This is a genomic window from Lysinibacillus capsici, assembly GCF_003367505.1.
Classification (GTDB): Bacteria; Bacillota; Bacilli; order Bacillales_A; family Planococcaceae; genus Lysinibacillus; species Lysinibacillus capsici.
Genome location: NZ_PXXX01000013.1, coordinates 118769 through 138523, shown reverse-complemented (window position 1 = coordinate 138523; position 19755 = coordinate 118769). Strand labels below are relative to the sequence as shown.

The window sequence follows — 19755 nt, the reverse complement described above, 5'->3', positions numbered from 1 at the left end:
TGAAATAAAGAGTTATCCCCTTTGTAAAGAGGGTAAATGAGAAGAAAAGCGATCCAAATTGGACTACCCCAGCTCAATGAATGCTCATAATTCAATCTCTCTCAATAAAGAGAAGAATTAAACCTCTTTACTAGCTCTGTTTTACGCAAGCTACTCGCAACCATTACACCTAAAATAGCACCGATCGTACTTGATGTTAAAAAGGCTGGTAGGAAGAAGAATGCTGCTACAGATGTTCCCATGAATAATTTTGCATAAGGGACGGCAATAAGTGAAGCCAGAATGCCCGTTCCGATAACTTCTCCGATACCAGCTAACCACATTTTATTGCTATATTTATAGGCAAGGGCAGCACAGAACGCACCGATGATACTACCAGGGATAGCTAGTAGAGAGCCTGTTCCAGTAAGGATACGAATGATGGCAGTGACAAAGGCAACTATAACTGTTGGTACGGGTCCAAGTATAATGGCTCCTATCACATTAATAGCATGCTGAACTGGGTAAGCACGTGCGATTCCTGTTGGGATGGATACGAAAGTAGAGCCTGCAACAGCAACGGCTACTAATAAAGCCATGACTGTTAATTTACGAATTGACATAAAGTTCACTCCTTTTGGTAAAGTTCGTGAGGAAAAATAAAAAGGCCACCCCCTTTAAACAATAGGAAGCGGCCTTGCGTGTATATAGTGACAACAGCAAGTAGCGCCACTTCCCTCCGCTAGTGTGAACTAGATCAGGTTCAAAGGGTCCGTATATTACCATATACGTCTCAGCCTTTTAAAGACTCCCCTAGTGGTTAAAATCATTCAATTTTGTGAATCAACAATAATGTAACATACTGCTAAAAATAGTCAATGATTTTTCAGACTATTTTGTATCGGGATGCATTAAATGAGGTGCTTTTTTCACTGTCCAGATGAGCGCAAGGAAGAAACAGGCTAATAATATGATAGAACCGAAAATATATGGGCTATTCATATTCCAGTCAAATAATAAACCTGCCAAAGCGGGTCCAATCATATTTCCGAGGCTCATATAGGCATTATTCAAGCCCGCAGCAAATCCCTGCTCTTTCTCTGCAAGCTTTGAGATGAGTGTATTAACAGCTGGACGAATTAATGTCGTTGCTGTAGAGAAAATTGTTGCTACAACTAAAATAAGGGCAAAGCCAGAAACAAATAATATTAAGAAAATAGCAACGGATGCAATAAATAAATTTACTAGTACTACTTTCATTTCACCATAACGATTGAACAGTGGTGTAATAATAAACATTTGTACTACTACTCCAAAAGCACCACCAACAACTAATATAATCGCTATATCTACAGGTGTGTAATTAAACTTTTCTGTCACAAATAATGACAATGTCGTTTGGAAATTTGCAATTCCAAACGAGAACACCAGCATAATTATGAGCATAACAAAATAAGGCATATGTATGGAACGAGCCATTTGCTTCGCCAGATTGTCTTGCTTTTGTTTCTGTTGAGCAGTGTTTGGTTTGGTAGAAGGTAATAAAAAGTAAGATAAAATAGATGCTACAATGGCTGCAGCTCCAGCTGTGAAAAATGGGAAATGTAAGCTTACCTTTGCTAAAAAGCCACCAATACCAGGTCCAATCATAAAGCCAAGAGACATAGCGGCACCCAACATCCCCATACCTTTCCCACGTTCTTCATAGGTTGTGACGTCAGCGACAAAAGCCATAATAGGAGGTGCAACAAATGCGGAACCTAGACCACCTAAAAATCGTGCTAAAAAGAGCATCCATACATCTGTAGCAAGGCCAAATCCGATTTGTGCAAGACCTGTTACGATAAGACCGAAAATAATTAAATTTTTTCGTCCGTACTGATCTGAAAGATTCCCAGCAATAGGAGAAAATACGAATTGAGCTAAGGCGAACGTTGCGATTAGCATACCTAGAACTTGTCCTGCTGCACCAAATATTTTTAAATACTCTGGCATGACAGGAATAATAATGCCAATACTCCCCATTGCGATAAACATATTAAACATTAAAATATACAAAGCCGCCTTATTGGACTTCTGCTGGGTCATCGAATGAACCCCCTTTTTGTAATCAAATATAGTACAGTCTATCATAAAGAATTATTGCTTGGCTAATAGTTAAGATTATAGTACTGGTTCTATATTTAGAATGGTTTTCCACAAAAGTTTTTATCCACGCACCTATGCATGATGAAATAATACATTTTAGTCATAAAAGTTGAGGGAAAAGAAGCTATGGGAGGATAAATTAGTAAAGCAACAACAATTGAGGGACTTCTCTTATAAAGGGAGAATTAAAAATTTGGAGAGTCTGTCTGTAATGGTATAAAGCATGGCTATAAATTGTAGCGATGTTGAGCGTTAGAAGTTATGGACTATCAAAAATACACTAATGTGAGAATCTATTAAAATTTAGATAAAATATTTTATAAATATAATAATGCAAATAGTCGATTGAAAATGTTCTTAGTTTAATAAACAGTTAGATAAGCAGAGTAAAAAACTAGCGAATTGGTGTGAAAACCAATTCGCTAGTTTAATTATCTGATACTCATTTTAAATTCTAAAAATAATTCGTTGTATTTCCCTAAATAATCAGGTCCTAAATTTTTGTAGACCTCTAATGTATCGCGTTGTTCTTCAGAAGGATAGTAGCGTTCGTCAGAAACAACTTCTTCGTCCATTAAGTCCATAGCGGCAATATTAGGAGTAGAATAGCCTACAAAATCAGCATTTTGAGCACCTGATTCAGCACTTAGCATGAAGTTAATAAAGGCGTGGGCACCATCAATATTTTTTGATGTTTTTGGGATGACCATATTATCAAACCATAAGTTTGAGCCTTCCTCAGGTACAGCAAAGTCTAACTCTTCATTTTCATACATCATATCAGCTGCTTGGCCAGACCATGTAAGGGCAACAGTTGCCTCATTATTGATCATTAACGGTGTGATTTCATCTCCAATGATCGCTTTAACATTTGGTGCAAGTGTAATTAATTTGTCAGTAGCTTCACGAAGTTCCTGATCATCTAGTGAATTCAGAGAATAGCCAAGACTGTTTAAGCCCATCCCAATGACTTCACGCGCACCATCTACTAAAAAGACTTTTCGCTTTAAAGAAGGGTCCCATAAATCGTCCCAAGAGGAGAAGTCTAAGTCTCCAACAAGGCTCGGATTGTAGACAATACCTACTGTTCCCCAAAAATAAGGGACAGAATATTTATTGTTAGCATCGAATGGTAAATCTAAAAAGTAAGGATCAATATTTTTTAAATTAGGGATTTTCGTTTTATCTAAAGGAATTAATAATTTTTCTTCCTTCATCTTCTCAATCATATATTCAGAAGGGACAGCAATATCATAAGCTGTTCCGCCTTGCTGAATCTTTGTCATCATAGCTTCATTGGAATCGAATGTTTCATAGATGACATGAATGCCTGTTTCTTTTTCAAATTCTTTTAACAAATCAGGATCAATATATTCTCCCCAGTTAAAGATGGTTAACGTGTCTTTTCCACTTTTACCGCCTCCCGCACTTAAGGCATCAGCCGCATAGAATAAAAGGGCTGAAACGACAAGGATGGCGATGGTAGCTTGAATTAGTGACTTCATCGATGCCCCTCCATTCTTTTACTCGTACGACTTGTCATGAAATAATAACCAACAACAACTAAAACCGTAACAAAGAATACTAATCCAGAAATTGCATTCACCGTTAGAGAAATTCCTGCGCGGGCCATTGAATAAATTTCTACGGATAAAGTACTAAAGCCATTACCTGTTACAAAGAATGTCACAGCAAAATCATCTAATGAATACGTAAGGGCAAGGAAGAAGCCTGCAAAAATACCTGGCTGAATATAAGGAAGAATGACACGCATCATAACGTCCTTTTTCGTTGCCCCTAAATCTAATGCTGCATCGATTAATGAGTTATTCATTTCTAGTAGTTTTGGTAAAACCATTAATACAACAATCGGTACACTAAATGCAACATGGGCTAATAAAACAGATGCAAAGCCCAGTTTAATGCCTACCATTGTAAATAAAATTAAGAAGCTAGCCCCGATAATTACGTCTGGGCTGACGATTAAGACATTGTTTAAGGATAATAAAGTATTACGCATTTTAGAATCCTTAACCGTCACAATTCCAATTGCTCCTAGCGTACCAATAATAGTAGAAATGAGAGCAGAAAGTAATGCCACGATGACCGTATTTATTAATATAACAAGAAGACGCGAATCTTCAAAAACAGCTTGATAATGCTCCAAAGTAAAGGATTCAAAATTATTCATGGAGCCGCCACTATTAAACGAGTAAAAGATTAAATAGAAAATTGGAGCATAGAGAACGATAAAAACAATTGTTAAATAGACTTTGGCTGAAGCAGATAGTTTGTTCATCGTACGCGACCTCCTTTATCCTTTTGTCCCGTAATTAGCATGATAATAACCATGAATAAAATTAAGAATACAGCAATAGTGGAGCCCATACCCCAGTTTTGCGTCACAAGGAATTGCTGTTCAATCGCTGTGCCTAGAGTAATGACACGGTTCCCTGCAATTAAGCGAGTAATCATGAACAGGGATAGGGCAGGGATAAAGACAACTTGAATACCAGATTTAACGCCATCCATTGTCAATGGTAAAACAACACGACGGAAGGTTGTAAAAGCCGAAGCACCCAAATCCCGTGCTGCATAAATGAGCGTTGGGTTTAAACGATCTAAAGAATTGAAGATCGGTAAAATCATAAATGGAATAAAAATATAGACCGACACAAAGACAAAGCTAATATCGGTAAAGAGCATTTGCTTTGGATCGAAGCCAAATACTTCGATAAATGCATTAATAGGCCCGTATAACCCAAAGATGCCGATAAAGGCATATGTTTTTAACAAAAGATTAATCCATGAAGGAATAATAATAAGTAGAAGCCAAAGTTGTTTATGCTTTGTCTTCGTTAAAAAATAAGCAGTTGGGTATGAAATTAATAGTGTAAAGAATGTAATTAAAAATGCATACCAAAACGAGCTCAAAGTCATCTTTAAGTAAACAGAAGAAAAGAACGCTTTATAGTTATCGAGCGTAAAGTTGCCATGTAAATCAAGCAGGGAATAATAGACAACGAGTGCAATTGGCGCGATAACGAAAAAGGCAATCCATAACACATATGGAAATAACGCTGATTTTGATGTTTTAGTTTGCATCTTCATCGTCTCCATACGATTCTAATCGTTTATCAAACTCTTCCTCTGTTTCGTTTAAGCGCATTACGTGAATCGCCTCAGGATCAAAGTCTAAGCCAATCTCAGTCCCTACTTCTGCTTTCTTCAATGAATGGACTAGCCACTCATTACCATCTTTATCGTATGTGGATAATTCATAATGTACCCCTCGGAATAATTGTGTATCCACTTTTACCACAAGTTTGCCTTTATCAATCGTTGTCATTTCTAAATCTTCTGGTCGAATGACAATGTCTATTTTTTCATTTGGCTTCATCCCTTGGTCGACACATTCAAAAACTTTGCCAGCAAATTCAACCTTGAAATCCTCAATCATCACGCCGGGTACAATATTGGATTCACCAATAAAGTCAGCAACAAAGCGGTTAATCGGTTCATCATAAATATCCACTGGTGTACCTGACTGCTGAATTTGTCCTTCACTTAAGACAAAAATTTCATCACTCATGGCAAGTGCTTCTTCTTGATCATGTGTAACAAAGACAAATGTTTTACCAAGACGTTGCTGTAATTCACGTAGCTCATATTGCATTTCTGTACGTAGCTTTAAGTCTAAAGCTGAAAGTGGCTCATCCAGTAAAATTACTTCAGGGTCATTGACAATGGCACGTGCAATCGCGACTCGTTGTCGTTGTCCACCAGACATTTCAGATATTTCGCGGTTACCATAGCCTGCCAAATTGACAAACTTTAAGGCTTCAGCTACACGCTCTTTTATGTCCTTTTCAGGAAGCTTTTTAATACGTAGGCCAAATGCGACATTTTCAAACACATTTAAATGAGGGAACAGCGCATAATCCTGAAAAACAGTATTAACTTGACGTTCATTGGCAGGAACTGCATTAATCTTTTTATCATGGAAAAATATATTTCCTGTTGTAGGTTCCGTAAATCCTGCAATAATTCGTAAAATGGTTGTTTTACCACAACCTGATGGACCAAGCAGTGTATAAAATTTCCCTTTTTCAAGCTCCAAATTGATATTTTTTAAAACGACGGTACCGTCGCTATATGACTTTGAAACATTTTCAAAGCGGATAATTGAATTGGTTGTCATGGATGCGCCTCCTTAAGCTATAAATAAGAATCTGTTGCGACAAGTAAAATTTTTGTTTCATCATCATGTGCATTAAAAATCTGATGATGGTCTGTCGCGTCATAATAAAGTGCGTTACCTTCACTTGCGATATACTGTTCATTCCCTAAAACGAGACGAATACGCCCTTTAACAACATAAATAAATGTTTCAGAAAGCGAAGGCTCAAACTGTTTAAACTCGCCATCTGCTGCAAAGGTTAAGAAAATGGGTTCCATCTCTTTTTCATTCGAAGTAGGAATCAGCCATTGAATTTCATATTTTTTTTCTTCATCTGTATAGGTAGATTGATCTTCCTCTGTATAAACAACCTTCTGTTCAGGTGATTCATCATCAAAAAAGTCTTTGGGTCTTGACCCTAATACTTCTAATATTGAAAATAATGTTTCAATTGAAGGTGAGTTTAGATCACGTTCTAATTGGGAAATATAACCTTTGCTTAAATCTGTACGTTCTCCAAGTTCCTCTTGGGTAAGACCTTTTTTTAAACGAAGCGCTTTAATTTTTGCTCCTATTTGCATCTTTTCCCTCCTAAGAGAAGTTTAGCAATGATAAACTTTCGAAATATGAAGTTTACTTTAACGAAACTTTTAGTTTACTAAAACCATTACAATTATACATAATAATAAAAAATTTGCAATCGTTTTTCGTGAAAAAAATAGCTGTAAAAAGTTAAAAAATAGGGTATAAATGAAAGTGAGAAAAATTTTGAATAGAGTAGAATATTATTGTCAAAAATAGCTTGTAGATAAACAATAGCAATAATTCCAGTTATGGATTTGACGAATTTTTGTCAATCCATTTTAATCATCCAAACGGGCGGAGTTTACTTGTTTGAAAAACTGCGGTTACTCTGCTATCGTAGAAGACGAGTTCGCTAGTGCGAATGGAATATATAAACTACATATTTATTCGGAGGGATTTATTATGGCAGAACGCATGGTAGGTAAACAAGCACCTGACTTTACAATGGAAGCAGTACTTTCAGACAAATCGTTTGGTAAAGTATCATTAGAAGATATTAAAGCACAAGATAAATGGACAGTTCTTTTCTTCTATCCAATGGACTTTACATTTGTATGTCCAACTGAAATCACTGCAATGAGCGATCGTTATGACGAGTTCGAAGACTTAGATGCAGAAGTAATCGGTGTTTCTACTGACACAATCCACACACACTTAGCATGGATTAACACAGACCGTACGCAAAATGGTCTTGGTGAATTAAAATACCCATTAGCTGCTGATACAAACCATCAAGTATCTAAAGAATATGGTGTATTAATTGAAGAAGAAGGTATCGCATTACGTGGTTTATTCATCATCAACCCAGAAGGCGAATTAAAATACCAAACAGTGTTTGATAACAACATCGGCCGTGATGTTGATGAAACACTACGTGTACTTCAAGCACTACAAACTGGTGGTCTTTGCCCAGCTAACTGGCGTCCAGGCCAAGCAACTCTATAATCTAAATAGAGTCGAATCATTATGCGAAAAATTAAAAGTCCCCACGACAAGCTTGTGGGGACTTTTAACTGAATTTTTGTTTTGGGAAAGAGTTTTTATACCGTTATCTAAATATTTGAAGACAAACGATCTTTTAGAGGAGGATTTTTATGAAACTTCGTGAACAAATGCCTGAATTAGTTGGCGCAACGACTTGGTTAAATGGTGAAGTAACTAAAGCAGAATTAGTAGGCAAAAAACCAACATTAATCCACTTCTGGTCAGTAAGCTGTCATTTATGTAAAGAAGCAATGCCAGATGTGAACAATTTCCGCGATCAATATAAAGATGAATTAAACGTTGTAGCAGTACATATGCCACGTTCTGAGGCAGATACTGATTTAGACACAATTAAAGCAGTAGCAGCAGAGCATGATATTGTGCAACCAATCTTTGTAGATAGTGAAATGAAGCTAACAGATGCTTTTGAAAACCAATATGTTCCAGCATATTTTGTGTTCGATAAAGATGGTCAGCTGCGTCATATGCAAGCTGGTGGTAGTGGTATGAAAATGCTAGAAAAGCGTGTAAACCGCGTGCTAGATGAGATGCGTAACGCAGAATAATAATGATATGTTGAAGACGGGGATTAAGGTCCTCGTCTTTTTTGTTGTCCACCATTGACGAATTGGCTCTTGTTTTGACAATACATATCGCAGAGAATAGGCTACAATGGTGGTATAGTAGTTTTCGGAGGGATTTTTATGATGAAAAAAGAGTTTGCAGTCATAGGGCTTGGACGTTTTGGAGGCAGTATTGTTCGTGAATTAATGAGTCAGGGCGCACAGGTAATGGCAATTGATCATTCTTCAGAGCGTGTAGATGAGTTTGCTTCCATTGCTACACAAGCTGTTATTGCAGATTCAACCGATGAATCGGTGTTGAATTCATTAGGTATTCGTAATTTTGAGCACGTGATTGTAGCAATTGGGGAAGATATTCAAGCAAGTATATTAACAACAATCATTTTAAAGGAAATTGGTGTTGAGCAAATTACAGTAAAAGCTCAAAACGATTACCATGAAAAGGTTTTACGTAAAATTGGCGCAGATTTTGTCGTCCATCCTGAGCGAGATATGGGTATTCGTATTGCTAATAATATGTTGTCGAATACTGTTCTAGATTATTTAGAGCTATCAGATGAACACTCCATTATGGAATTAAAGGCTAATGATGCGATTGCTGGCTATTCCATTATGGATTTAGATATTCGCGCTAAATATGGCATCAATATTGTAGGAATTAAGCGTGGGGCTGATATTATCGTATCTCCACAGGCGAGTGACAAGATTTTATTAGGAGATATTATGCTTGTTATAGGCGCTGATGTTGATATAAATCGCTTTGTTAAAAAGGCCTTGAATGGGTAAGAGCAAATGACGAAACGCAGATGGAGACTTGTTATATTCGCTGGTATTTTATTAGTCGGTGCTTTTATTATGCAAAACAGAGAAAAAAGTGAAGATGAAGCAATTTCTCTTGTTCTAGATCATGCCACAGAAATTGACGACATTGAATTATTCCAAGGAGATCAATCATTATTTCGTGCTACAGGCGATGAAGCACAAGACTTTATTGAGAAATATCCTTTAAGTCATGTAAGGAAGCTTTCCAAAAAGGAAAGAACTATTTTTGAAGAAAAGCCTGTATATCATATCGTTTATAAAATGAAGGATAAGCCTCTTTATGAGGTAGAAATATTAAAAGTGGCTATTAGTTCTGAACTTGATGAAGAGTTACAGCAAATGGTTTTTCGTGTGGATGATGCACAATATTTGGTTTATTGGGCAAAAGAGAAAAAGGTACTCGAACAATCGACCAACACGCAACGATTACTTGAACAATACGGGCAATAATGCAGGTAGTGATACAGCAATTCATGCTGGTCACTACTTTTTTATTCTATTTTTAAGAAAAAATTGGAAAAAATATTTGATTTCATCGAGAGAGTTAGATTAAACTTTGACATAAAGAAGGGGGCTAGATGTAATGAAAATCATGTCAACTAATTGTGTAATCGAACAATTACAACCAAAGCATTTTACAGATATACAAAAACTCTACTCTAATAAACAAGTTCGAACTTATCTCGGTGGTGTTCCATCAAACAGCTATATAGAAGCATCTTTTAAAGGCATGCTAGAAGCGCCATTCCCTAATACATATTTATATATTACTTTAAAGGAGACAGGTGAATTTATAGGTCTTGTCTCGATCGATGAATACCATGATAAGGAGTTATATGAGCTTTCCTATCAATTTTTACCTCAATTTTGGGGGAGGGGGTTAGCTTTTGAAGTGCTAACGCAGGTAATTCAGGATGGTTTGAATTATCTGAATATAGAATCTATTGTGGCAGAAACACAAACTGCGAACAAGGCATCATGTCGCTTGCTCGAAAAATTAGGAATGAAGAATGTACAGATGTTAGAAAGATTTGGGCAGGAACAAGCTGTCTATGAATTAAGTAAAAATAATGAACCGATAAGACAAATCATTGCCCTATCAGGTGGTGGGTTTTCTCAACAGAACCCTTCATTTATCGATGAGTACATTTTACGACAAACTCAGAAAAATGAACGAGTTAAAATTTGTTTTATTCCCACAGCAAGTAATGATGCACAAGGGTATATCGAGAAGTTTTATGCAGCATTCCATCATTGTGATGCAACCCATATCTTGCAAAAAGATATGCATGATAGAAGCATTCGAGAAAAAGTACTAGCGCAGCATATTATCTATGTGGGTGGAGGGAATACAGGTTATCTTCTTCAAAAGTGGCGAGAATATGGTTTTGATAAATTGTTAAAGGAAGCTTATCAAAAAGGGATTATATTAGCTGGCATCAGTGCTGGGGCAATGTGTTGGTTTGAAAAATGCTATAGTGAAAATACATATGATGATTTTGAGGAATGGAATGGCTTAGGACTATTATCAGGTACCTATTGTCCACATTATAATGATCAAGAGAGAAGGAGGGCATTTGATCGCTGGATAGAAAATCATCCCACATTACAAGCATACACACTCATAGATACTGAGACACTCCATTTTAGGAATGAAAAGCTAGTAGCTAAAATTCAAACCTACTAGAAGGGACGAAGAAAAGTATGAGAATTCCAGCAAAATTAACACTGGGTGATGAGATACTTTGGTGGCAAGGTCCATATAAATACAAAAGAATTGAGGATTCAGGTGACTATATTTTAGAAGGAGAACGTGTTCAACATGATCATAAGAGAAGCAACCCGACATGACAGTGAACGAATTATAGCTGTTATGGCAAATGCAGAGGCATCAAATTATATGTTATTTGGACCAGGTGAGCGCAATTTAGCACCTAAGCCATTTGGGGAGTATATAGACAAGCTATATCATAGTCACCACTCAGCTTTGTTCATAGCTGAAATGGATGAGCAGGTTGTGGCGTACTTAATTGTACAAGGCAATGAGCCGTCAAGAATTGCTCACCGTGCTTATCTTGTCATAGGCATACATAGTGACTATAGAGGAAGAAAAATTGGAACAGCTTTATTTCAACACGTAGAAAATTGGGCAATAGTGAATGGTGTACATCGTCTAGAATTAACCGTCATGGAAAATAATGAGGCTGGTGTTGCTTTGTATAAGAAAATGGGCTTTGATATTGAAGGAACGAAGCGGGCTTCGCTGTATGTAGATGGACAATATATTAATGAATACTACATGTCAAAACTATTGATTGGGAAAGGAACTACCGTATGACTTCAAAAATAAACATCGGCATTTATTCCCCGTCCTCCCCAGCAACGGTGACGGCTTTGGAACGATATGAACGTGCTAAAGCATTTCTCGAGAATAAAAATTTTCAAATCGTGACAGGTTCTCTAACTGGTAAAACTGATTATTATCGTTCAGGTTCGCCAAAAGAAAGAGCAGAAGAATTGAATGAGTTATTACGTAATCCAAATGTGGATATGATTATGTCTACGATAGGGGGCACCAATGCCAATAGTATGCTACCTTATATTGATTATGAGGCTTTTCGTAAACATCCCAAAATGGTCGTAGGTTATTCAGATGCAACGGCCGTTCTACTGGCACTTTATGCAAAGACGGGAATCTCAACTTTTTATGGTCCAGCCCTCGTACCTTCCTTTGGTGAGTTTGAACCATTAGTAAATGATACCTTCAAATTTTTTGAGCATTATTTCTTTAAGCCTCAAGCATTACCATACGAAATTCCAATGCCTTCTTATTGGTCGGATGAACCTGTTAATTGGCTAGAGAAGACAGTTGATAAAAAACTCAAGAAGAATGAATGGTTAGCGATTCAGGGTGGGGTTGCTGAAGGAAGGTTAATTGGCGGGAATGCCAATGCCATGTATGGATTTATTGGTACGCCGTATTTCCCTAAAATTGTGGAAGGTGATATTTTATTAGTGGAGGACTGCTTAAAAAATGCTGCTGTTGTTGAAAAGAATTTTGCAATGCTAAAATTGCATGGTGTCTTTAACAAAGTTAGTGGGATTATTTTGGGGAAACATGAATGCTACGATGATTTAGGAACGGGTCGACAGCCATATCATATTCTACTTGAACAGTTGGATGGAATAAAGATTCCTATATTAGCAGAGGTGGATATTTGTCATACACATCCTATGCATCCAATTGCGATAGGCAAACGAGTAAGGATAGATGCCACAGCTAAGAAGATATACTGTTTGGAAAGATGGTTGTAATGATAAAGCCTTGCAAATCGTAGCAAGGCTTTATTTTCTAGAGGTTCCTATAATCATCATCAGTGATAGCGTACATTTTTACATGTTGGTATTGTCCTTTAACAAGCATACTTTTCCGTAATAACCCTTCAAACTGCATACCTGACTTCTCCATAACCTTTTGTGAGCCAATGTTTTCTTCAAAGCATCGTGCTTGGATACGTACTAAATCTAATTCATTAAAACCGAAGTCAATGAGTTTTTTTGTTGCTTCTGTTGTGAACCCCTTATTCCAAAAATCCTCAGAAAGCACATAGCCAATTTCCGCGTATTTATGGGTGTCATTAATCGTCACAAAATCAATCGTTCCAATAATTGTGCCTGCATATTCAATACCCCATAACATCAAATTGCCTTGCTGATAGCCATTAAAAATTAATGCCATAAAAGCCTTTGTATCCTCTAAGCTCGTGTGTGCTTGCCATGTCACATAACGCGCCACATTTTTACTGGAAGAGTAGTCATACATTGCTTCTAAATCCCCATGTGTAATTGGTCTTAATAGTAACCTTTCCGTTTTCATAATTGGTATTTTACTCATGATTTACCTCCTTTAACAAATAGTATATAAAAAAGTCGACCTATAATTATGAATTAGGTCGACTTTTTATATTTATTCATTTTTGCAGCGATCACATTAAGGATAGCGCTTATCTGTTGCAGAGGAATCCTTAGTTTTGGTTTTATGTTGTTCATCTTTCACTTTTTCATTCAATTCTTCGACAGGTATTGGATCTACTGTTTTCATGTCCTCGTGTTTATCAAAAATGCTTTCTTTATCTGTATCCAAAACATCAGGGTTATTCGTATTACGTGTTTTTGCCTGTTTTTTATCATTCATTCACTATCACCTCTTACTATTAACTTTCACTTTTTTACTAGAGTGTAAACATTTTATTTTGGGTGATAGTGTAAGCTAATTGTTTGTTGTCAGCGTCAATCCATAAGGACATAGCTTTTACTCGAATGATAATGAGTATAGTGAAACAGAGATGGCTATCATTTCTACCATTTTTGTTAGGAAGATATAGTGGTCTTTCCCTGAAGTGCACGTTCTTCCATAGCTGTGTCAAACTCTTTTTCAGATTTTGACACGACAACACAAGCTACGCCATTACCAATTAAATTTGTAACAGCTCGAGCCTCAGACATAAAGCGATCTACACCGATTAACAGCGCTATTCCTTCCACTGGTATCATTGGGAAGGCAGCCAAAGTTGCTGCTAATGTAATAAATCCTGAGCCTGTTACACCTGCTGCACCTTTAGAAGTAATCATTAAAATTCCGAGCAGTGTAATGATTTGAATCCAAGTTAGTTCCATTCCATATGCTTGTGCGATAAACAATGCAGCCATGGACAGGTAGATGGAAGTCCCATCTAGATTGAAGGAGTACCCGGTAGGAACGACTAAACCTACAACCTGCTTCGAGCAACCATAGTTCTCAAGCTTACGCATCATAGATGGCAGAGCTGATTCAGAAGAGGAAGTCCCAATTACTAAGAAAATCTCATCTTTGATATAAGCGATAAATTTAAAGATGTTGAATCCAAAGAACTTTGCAATGGCACCTAAAATAAAGACAACAAATAAAAACATTGTTATATATACGGCAGCCATTAATAAACCTAGATTACCTAAAGATTTTAAACCAAAATTTCCAATTGTATAGGCCATTGCACCAAAAGCTCCGATTGGTGATATTTTCATAACCATACTTACAATCTTGAAGAATATCTCTGCTACTTGCTCAAAGAATGTGATGACTGGTTTTGCGGGTGCACCGATTGAGGCAGCTGCTAAGCCAAATAAAACAGCAGAGAATAGGACTGGTAATAATTGACCAGTTGCCAATGCACCAACTACATTTTCTGGAATAATACTAGAAATGAAGGCACCTAAGCCTTGCTCAGATTCAGCTGCAGCAGTTGTATATTTCGAAATATCAGCATCAGATGCACCTGATGTATCCAAGCCTGTACCAGGACTTACGATTAAAGCAACAGCAATTCCGATTGCTAATGCAATTGTGGAAACTATTTCGAAGTAAAGCAATGCCTTACCTCCGATTTTCCCGACCTTTTTCATATCTCCCATACTGCCGATTCCAATAACAACTGTTAGGAAAATAATAGGAGCAATTAACATTTTAATTAATTTGATGAATAGATCTGCTAAGATTTTCAAGCTGGCACCGAACTCGGGGAAAATGGCTCCGACAATAATCCCAAGTATGATAGCCACTATAACCTGAACAGTCAAATTTTTCAGTAACTTCATTTTTTGCTACCTCTTTTCTAAATTTTCTCTTTGATATCGCTTTCACTAAAAGTATCATAGCGAATATTTCTTTAAAAAAGAGATTTAGAAAATAAGAAACATATCGTTCATTAAGTACATTTACTTACATTTACATATAAATATAGTAATATCAATAACTATTTCTGTTATGGTACGCTATAGTTAATTAATTATTGTTATAATACAAAAACATAGAGTGATAATTAAGTTCTTTTTAAATTACCAGTTTATAATATTGTTCATTAAATTCAATATTTTCTGCTACTTATATAGATTAAATATGTTGTCAAAAGATTTTTTTGCAGATAATCTTAAAACTAAATATGTGTGCCACTGATTATGAGAATGCAAATTTGAAAGGAAGGAATTTTTTAATGATGAAAATGCCTGTGAACGGCAAAATACTGTTAGTGACATTTTTAATCATTGCACTCTCCTTTTTACTAGGTGGTATTTTTTTACTCGGTAACCTATTATCTGAACAGGAAAAAGATTTTGGACAGCGAGCAATGCTTGTGGCAAGAACTGTATCAAATGTACCAGAGCTTAGTGTACATCTGGAAAATGCCAATATAAAAGAATCTGCAAAAAATATTAATAAAATTGTAGATGGCATTAGAGTGATTCATAAGGCCGAGTATATTGTTGTAATGAATATGGAGCGTATTAAACTATCACACCCAGTAAGTAAGGAAATAGGAAAACGCAGTGAGTCGCAGGATTTAAACGCCGCATTTAGTGAACATTATTATGTATCAAAGGCACGTGGAGAATCGGGTGTTATGATACGGGCTTTCGTGCCAATTATTAATGATAAAAGGGAACAAGTGGGCATTGTAGTCGTTGGCTATTCATTACCAGATTTTCTGGAAATGTTACAAAGTTATGAGCGAGAAATTATGATAACTATTGTTATATCACTGATTTTCAGTATTTTCGGTGCCTATACACTAGGACGACATATAAAAAAACAAATGTTTGGGCTTGAACCTCATGAAATTGCAAAAATGTATGTGGAAAGAACAGAAACCTTTAATGCCATGCATGAGGGAATAATAGCGGTAGATAAGGAAATGAATATCACTATTTTTAATGAAAAAGCGGCCGATATTTTAGGTGTTACTAGGAAAATAGAGGACTGTATTGGACAAAAGATTTATGACGTTTTGCCTGATACCCGTCTGCCTGAAATTGTTGAAACAGCAACACCTGTTTATGATCAAGAGCTTTACATTAATCATCATAGTATCTTAAGTAATCGTGTACCTATTATTGTGAATGGAGAGCTAGTTGGTGCAGTTGCTATGTTTAAAGATTTAACAGCTGTGAAAAAGCTTGCGGAGGAAGTAACAGGTGTAAAGGCCTTTGTTCAAGCATTACGTGTACAAACCCATGAGCATAAAAATAAGATTCATACGATTGCGGGACTACTGCAATTGGGACATACAAAGCAAGCACTTGAATATGTTACTGTTACTACTGAAAATGAAGCCTCATTAACGAAGTTTTTAAATGAACGCTTTCATAATGAAAATATTTCAGGTTTGTTATTAAGTAAAGTAAGTTATGGAAAAGAACTGGGTATCGAGGTTGAAATTGATCGGAAAAGTCATTTTAAACGCTTTCCACCTCTATTAGATCATCATGATTTTGTTGTGTTGTTTGGCAATTTAATTGAAAATGCTTTTGAGGCATTAAATGTACTTTCTAAGGAAGATAAATATGTAGCCATCTCTGTAGACGAGCATGATGGCGTCTTAGCGATTGCAGTTACCGATAACGGTATTGGCATGACCAAAGAGGTGCAGGAGCGTATGTTTGAAAATGGATTTTCGTCAAAGGCTAGTGAAAATCGAGGCATTGGCTTGCATTTAGTCTATGAAATTGTAAGAAAAGGCAATGGAGATATTGAAGTAACAAGTGAATTTATGAAAGGAACAAGTTTCTTAATTTTATTTGAGTTAGGAGAAGTATAGATGGATGTAATAAATGTCTTATTGATTGAAGATGATCCAATGGTACGAGAAGTGAACAGACAATTTATTGAACAAATCAAAGGTTTTTCATTAGTTGGCTATGCTAGCAATGGAATTGAGGGAATTCAAAAAATTAAACAATTAACCCCAGAGCTTGTCTTTATGGACATTTTTATGCCAGAGCAGGATGGCATTATTACGTTAGGGAAAATACGAGAAGAGCATCTTCATGTTGATGTTATTGCTGTAACAGCTGCGAATGATATGCCCACTGTGCAGCGAATATTACACTTAGGTGTCTATGATTATATTATGAAGCCCTTTACGTTTGAGCGGATTGAGCAGACTTTAAAAAATTATCAAAGCTATAGAAGGAAAATAAGCGGCATGCAAGATTTAACTCAGCATGATGTCGATCATTTAATGCAACAGCGTCTTCCTGAACAAATTGTAGTAGAAACAACAGGAATGGATGCCATTCTTATAGAAGAACTCCCAAAAGGGTTTAATCGAGCTACCTTAGATAAGGTACTTGCATATATAAAAAAAAGTGGCGAGGCAGTATCAGCTGAGGAGGTATCAGCTTATATAGGTACAGCACGTGTTACAGCTAGACGCTATCTAGACTTTTTAGAAAAGCAGAAACTATTAAAAGTAGATATACAATATGGAAACGTAGGACGTCCTATTCATCGTTATTATATTTAATGATAATAGATTTATTTTAGTTCAATTAGATTAAAGTCCGTATTTTAATAAGTTATGGTGAAAAATGTACAGATAAATTCTAAGCGTCCTATTTCCTAATACATATCTTTAAATTCCTTTAAGGGCAACATCTAAATTTTTTGGATACCGAAGTTGTTGCGTATTGGAAGAGATCTTCATGACCATTTAAATTTTAAATAATTATAATTCAGATATTGTGGGAAGCAAGATGCTAAAGCACAAAAAATTATTCCCAAGACATAAATAAAGATGGAAAAAGCCCTGCATAAAGCAAGGCTTTTTTAACGTCAAGATTCGTTTGAGATTGTGTATAGGCTAAATTTAAATGTTATTTTTTATTTTTTTTATTAACAATTTTCTTGAAATAAAATCTTCACTTTTTTTCTAGCGAGTCAACATGCTCAGCAGTAGGTTTACCAGCTTTTAATAAGACTTTACTGCCCAGAAGGAAAAATCCTTGGATGAAGAGTAATAATCCTGTACCGATGAGTAGCCACTCAATAGCAATAATATCAGCTATTGGCCCGAAAATTAGCATTCCTAAAGGCATCATAGAGGTAGATATCATACTAAGAATGCCAAATACTCTTCCCATATAGTCACTTTCCACTTTTTCTTGTAATAACACCGTTGCAGGTGTATTAAAGATTGGCATGGCTATGCCAGTAATGGCCATGATTCCGAGGTACAACCAAAAAATAGGGATGACGCCGAGAGCCATTGTACAAAGACCAAATAACAAAGCAGATAATGTCATCGTATGCACTTTATTTTTAAAGCCACCCCATGTTGCGATTGCGATACCACCGATTAACATCCCAATGGCAAAGGCCATTTCGATGGCAGTCAAACGCCATACATCATTGCCAAAAGTTCGTGTAACTTGTAAAGGCGTTAAAAAGGCAGCAGGTGCAGCAAGCAGCATGAAAAAGGCAAAGAACAAGAATAATTGTTTCAAGAAAGCATGCTCTTTAATATAGATGAAGCCTTGTTTCATATCACTAAAATAGCCTGTTGTTTGTGGCTGATTAGCTTTTGCATGTGCAGGGATATGCAGAAATAATAAGAAGATAGCGATGGCAATAGCCGCTGTTGTCACATCAATAAAGAAAATGGATTCAATAGAAGCCATCGTTAATAATGCACCACTTGCCATAGGTGCAAGAATCATGATGAAGGCTTGAATACTACTATTTGCACCATTGACCTTCATTAAATGCTCTTCAGGCACAAATTGTGGCAAAATTGCGCCCACTGCTGGTGTTTGAATACCTGCACCAACTGCGCGTACGGCTGATATAACAAATAGTAGCCAGAGCTCATCATAGCCGATTAAAAATAAAATAGCTAGAATTAGCGTAGATAAGGCAATCATTCCATCTGCTAAAATAATAAGCCATTTACGGTTATAGCGATCTGCCCAGACACCAGCAATAGGTGCTAAGAAGAAGGTTGGTAAAAAGCCGCAAATGATCGCGATGGTCATCATGCTGCCTGATTGTGTTGTAAGTGTGATATACCATGTAATGGCATATTGCACAAGAGCAGAGCCAAAAAGTGAAATCGTTTGACTACTTAAAAAAAGTATTGTGTTACGTTTCCAATGTTCCAATTTCGTCATCCCTTTCTAACAGTAGTGCCTGTGTGGAAAGTAAAAGACAACACAAAAAAAGAGGGGAGTAGAAGTCCCCTCTTTTCCAGTATTCCTAAAACAGACTAGACCTAATTCCATTTCCCTTGCACAGCAGGCAAAGTGTACACATATTTAATTAATAAGGTGAAATCGTAGTCTAATTGAAGCTGTCATTTGGAATACCCTCCGTTCTATATAAGTTGTGTTGATTGTAGCATAAAGTTCATCGATGCGTAAAGAATGAATTAAGCAAAAACTAGGTTGAATTTAAAAATTTGGAAATTGTGAAATGAATCTCATAAAATGAAACGCCATGCATCTATATTTATCGATTTCTTTAAAGGAAAAGTACTATTCATTGTCTTTTCAGTAGTTTTTTTATACATATTTTGAAACTATCGGGAACGTTTGTTAGAGATGAAACTTATCATTGATTCCAATAAAGTTGCTTCGGAGACGTGCATATAGCGAGTACTTGTC

The 19755-nt window shown here is 36.3% G+C and carries 21 protein-coding genes and 1 riboswitch; of the genes, 10 read left to right on the top strand and 11 right to left on the bottom strand.

Annotated elements, in window-relative coordinates; all coding sequences use genetic code 11:
• Positions 1 to 101: 101 nt before the first annotated feature.
• The 7 genes from thiW to C7B89_RS12265 all read right to left on the bottom strand — a co-directional run bounded on the left by thiW (position 102) and on the right by C7B89_RS12265 (position 6888).
• Entirely contained in the window at positions 102 to 602 is a 501-nt protein-coding gene (gene thiW, locus C7B89_RS12295) for an energy coupling factor transporter S component ThiW (protein WP_054549817.1), read from the bottom strand.
• A 94-nt stretch (positions 603 to 696) separates the two neighbouring features.
• A riboswitch (TPP riboswitch) is annotated at positions 697 to 804 on the bottom strand.
• A gap of 66 nt (positions 805 to 870) precedes the next feature.
• Positions 871 to 2067, bottom strand: a complete 1197-nt coding sequence (locus tag C7B89_RS12290) for an MFS transporter (protein WP_048391968.1) — start codon at positions 2065 to 2067, stop codon at positions 871 to 873.
• A 491-nt stretch (positions 2068 to 2558) separates the two neighbouring features.
• Complete coding sequence (locus tag C7B89_RS12285) at positions 2559 to 3632, bottom strand: ABC transporter substrate-binding protein (protein WP_054549818.1); 1074 nt, start codon at positions 3630 to 3632, stop codon at positions 2559 to 2561.
• Entirely contained in the window at positions 3629 to 4426 is a 798-nt protein-coding gene (locus C7B89_RS12280; RefSeq protein ID WP_048391966.1) for an ABC transporter permease, read from the bottom strand. The genes C7B89_RS12285 and C7B89_RS12280 overlap by 4 nt, the downstream gene beginning before the upstream one ends.
• Entirely contained in the window at positions 4423 to 5232 is an 810-nt protein-coding gene (locus C7B89_RS12275; RefSeq protein ID WP_048391965.1) for an ABC transporter permease, read from the bottom strand. Before C7B89_RS12275 ends, C7B89_RS12280 begins: the two co-directional genes overlap by 4 nt.
• Positions 5222 to 6328, bottom strand: a complete 1107-nt coding sequence (locus tag C7B89_RS12270) for an ABC transporter ATP-binding protein (protein WP_048391964.1) — start codon at positions 6326 to 6328, stop codon at positions 5222 to 5224. The genes C7B89_RS12275 and C7B89_RS12270 overlap by 11 nt, the downstream gene beginning before the upstream one ends.
• 17 nt (positions 6329 to 6345) lie before the next feature.
• Complete coding sequence (locus C7B89_RS12265; protein WP_004224674.1) at positions 6346 to 6888, bottom strand: helix-turn-helix domain-containing protein; 543 nt, start codon at positions 6886 to 6888, stop codon at positions 6346 to 6348.
• 406 nt (positions 6889 to 7294) lie between these two features.
• On the opposite strand from C7B89_RS12265, the gene C7B89_RS12260 reads away from it, so the two are divergent.
• The 8 genes from C7B89_RS12260 to C7B89_RS12230 all read left to right on the top strand — a co-directional run bounded on the left by C7B89_RS12260 (position 7295) and on the right by C7B89_RS12230 (position 12597).
• Positions 7295 to 7837, top strand: coding sequence for a peroxiredoxin (locus tag C7B89_RS12260; protein ID WP_004224676.1), 543 nt, complete (start codon positions 7295 to 7297; stop codon positions 7835 to 7837).
• Between the two features lie 149 nt (positions 7838 to 7986).
• Positions 7987 to 8442, top strand: coding sequence for a TlpA family protein disulfide reductase (locus C7B89_RS12255; protein WP_004224678.1), 456 nt, complete (start codon positions 7987 to 7989; stop codon positions 8440 to 8442).
• A gap of 141 nt (positions 8443 to 8583) precedes the next feature.
• A complete protein-coding gene (locus tag C7B89_RS12250) occupies positions 8584 to 9246 on the top strand; it encodes a potassium channel family protein (RefSeq protein WP_004224679.1) in 663 nt (220 codons plus the stop codon).
• Between the two features lie 6 nt (positions 9247 to 9252).
• Positions 9253 to 9732, top strand: a complete 480-nt coding sequence (locus C7B89_RS12245; RefSeq protein WP_115673818.1) for a hypothetical protein — start codon at positions 9253 to 9255, stop codon at positions 9730 to 9732.
• Between the two features lie 133 nt (positions 9733 to 9865).
• On the top strand, positions 9866 to 10969 hold the full coding sequence (locus C7B89_RS12240; RefSeq protein WP_115673817.1) for a GNAT family N-acetyltransferase: 1104 nt from the start codon (positions 9866 to 9868) through the stop codon (positions 10967 to 10969).
• A 17-nt stretch (positions 10970 to 10986) separates the two neighbouring features.
• Positions 10987 to 11133, top strand: coding sequence for a hypothetical protein (locus C7B89_RS22925; protein ID WP_155483381.1), 147 nt, complete (start codon positions 10987 to 10989; stop codon positions 11131 to 11133).
• The gene (locus C7B89_RS12235) at positions 11105 to 11620 is read left to right on the top strand and encodes a GNAT family N-acetyltransferase (RefSeq protein ID WP_115673816.1); all 516 of its coding nucleotides are present in this window, start codon (positions 11105 to 11107) and stop codon (positions 11618 to 11620) included. Before C7B89_RS22925 ends, C7B89_RS12235 begins: the two co-directional genes overlap by 29 nt.
• Positions 11617 to 12597 carry a S66 family peptidase gene (locus C7B89_RS12230; protein ID WP_115673815.1) on the top strand — a complete coding sequence of 327 codons (981 nt, stop codon included), beginning with the start codon at positions 11617 to 11619 and terminating at the stop codon, positions 12595 to 12597. Before C7B89_RS12235 ends, C7B89_RS12230 begins: the two co-directional genes overlap by 4 nt.
• A 37-nt stretch (positions 12598 to 12634) precedes the next feature.
• Here the strand turns inward: C7B89_RS12230 and C7B89_RS12225 are convergent, their stop codons facing one another.
• The 3 genes from C7B89_RS12225 to C7B89_RS12215 form a co-directional block, all read right to left on the bottom strand.
• The gene (locus C7B89_RS12225; protein WP_115673814.1) at positions 12635 to 13177 is read right to left on the bottom strand and encodes a GNAT family N-acetyltransferase; all 543 of its coding nucleotides are present in this window, start codon (positions 13175 to 13177) and stop codon (positions 12635 to 12637) included.
• Positions 13178 to 13273: 96 nt separating this feature from the next.
• On the bottom strand, positions 13274 to 13477 hold the full coding sequence (locus C7B89_RS12220) for a hypothetical protein (protein ID WP_004224696.1): 204 nt from the start codon (positions 13475 to 13477) through the stop codon (positions 13274 to 13276).
• A gap of 176 nt (positions 13478 to 13653) precedes the next feature.
• A complete protein-coding gene (locus C7B89_RS12215; protein WP_048391960.1) occupies positions 13654 to 14916 on the bottom strand; it encodes a dicarboxylate/amino acid:cation symporter in 1263 nt (420 codons plus the stop codon).
• Positions 14917 to 15311: 395 nt separating this feature from the next.
• Here C7B89_RS12215 and C7B89_RS12210 point away from each other — a divergent pair, with 395 nt between their 5' ends.
• Positions 15312 to 16913 carry an ATP-binding protein gene (locus C7B89_RS12210; RefSeq protein WP_054549826.1) on the top strand — a complete coding sequence of 534 codons (1602 nt, stop codon included), beginning with the start codon at positions 15312 to 15314 and terminating at the stop codon, positions 16911 to 16913.
• Positions 16914 to 17621 (top strand): response regulator, encoded by a 708-nt coding sequence (locus C7B89_RS12205; RefSeq protein WP_048391959.1) that lies wholly within the window; start codon positions 16914 to 16916, stop codon positions 17619 to 17621. It abuts the gene before it with no gap.
• Positions 17622 to 18015: 394 nt separating this feature from the next.
• Here C7B89_RS12205 and C7B89_RS12200 read toward each other — a convergent pair whose 3' ends face one another.
• Positions 18016 to 19263 (bottom strand): MFS transporter, encoded by a 1248-nt coding sequence (locus tag C7B89_RS12200; protein ID WP_048391958.1) that lies wholly within the window; start codon positions 19261 to 19263, stop codon positions 18016 to 18018.
• Positions 19264 to 19755 lie beyond the last annotated feature (492 nt).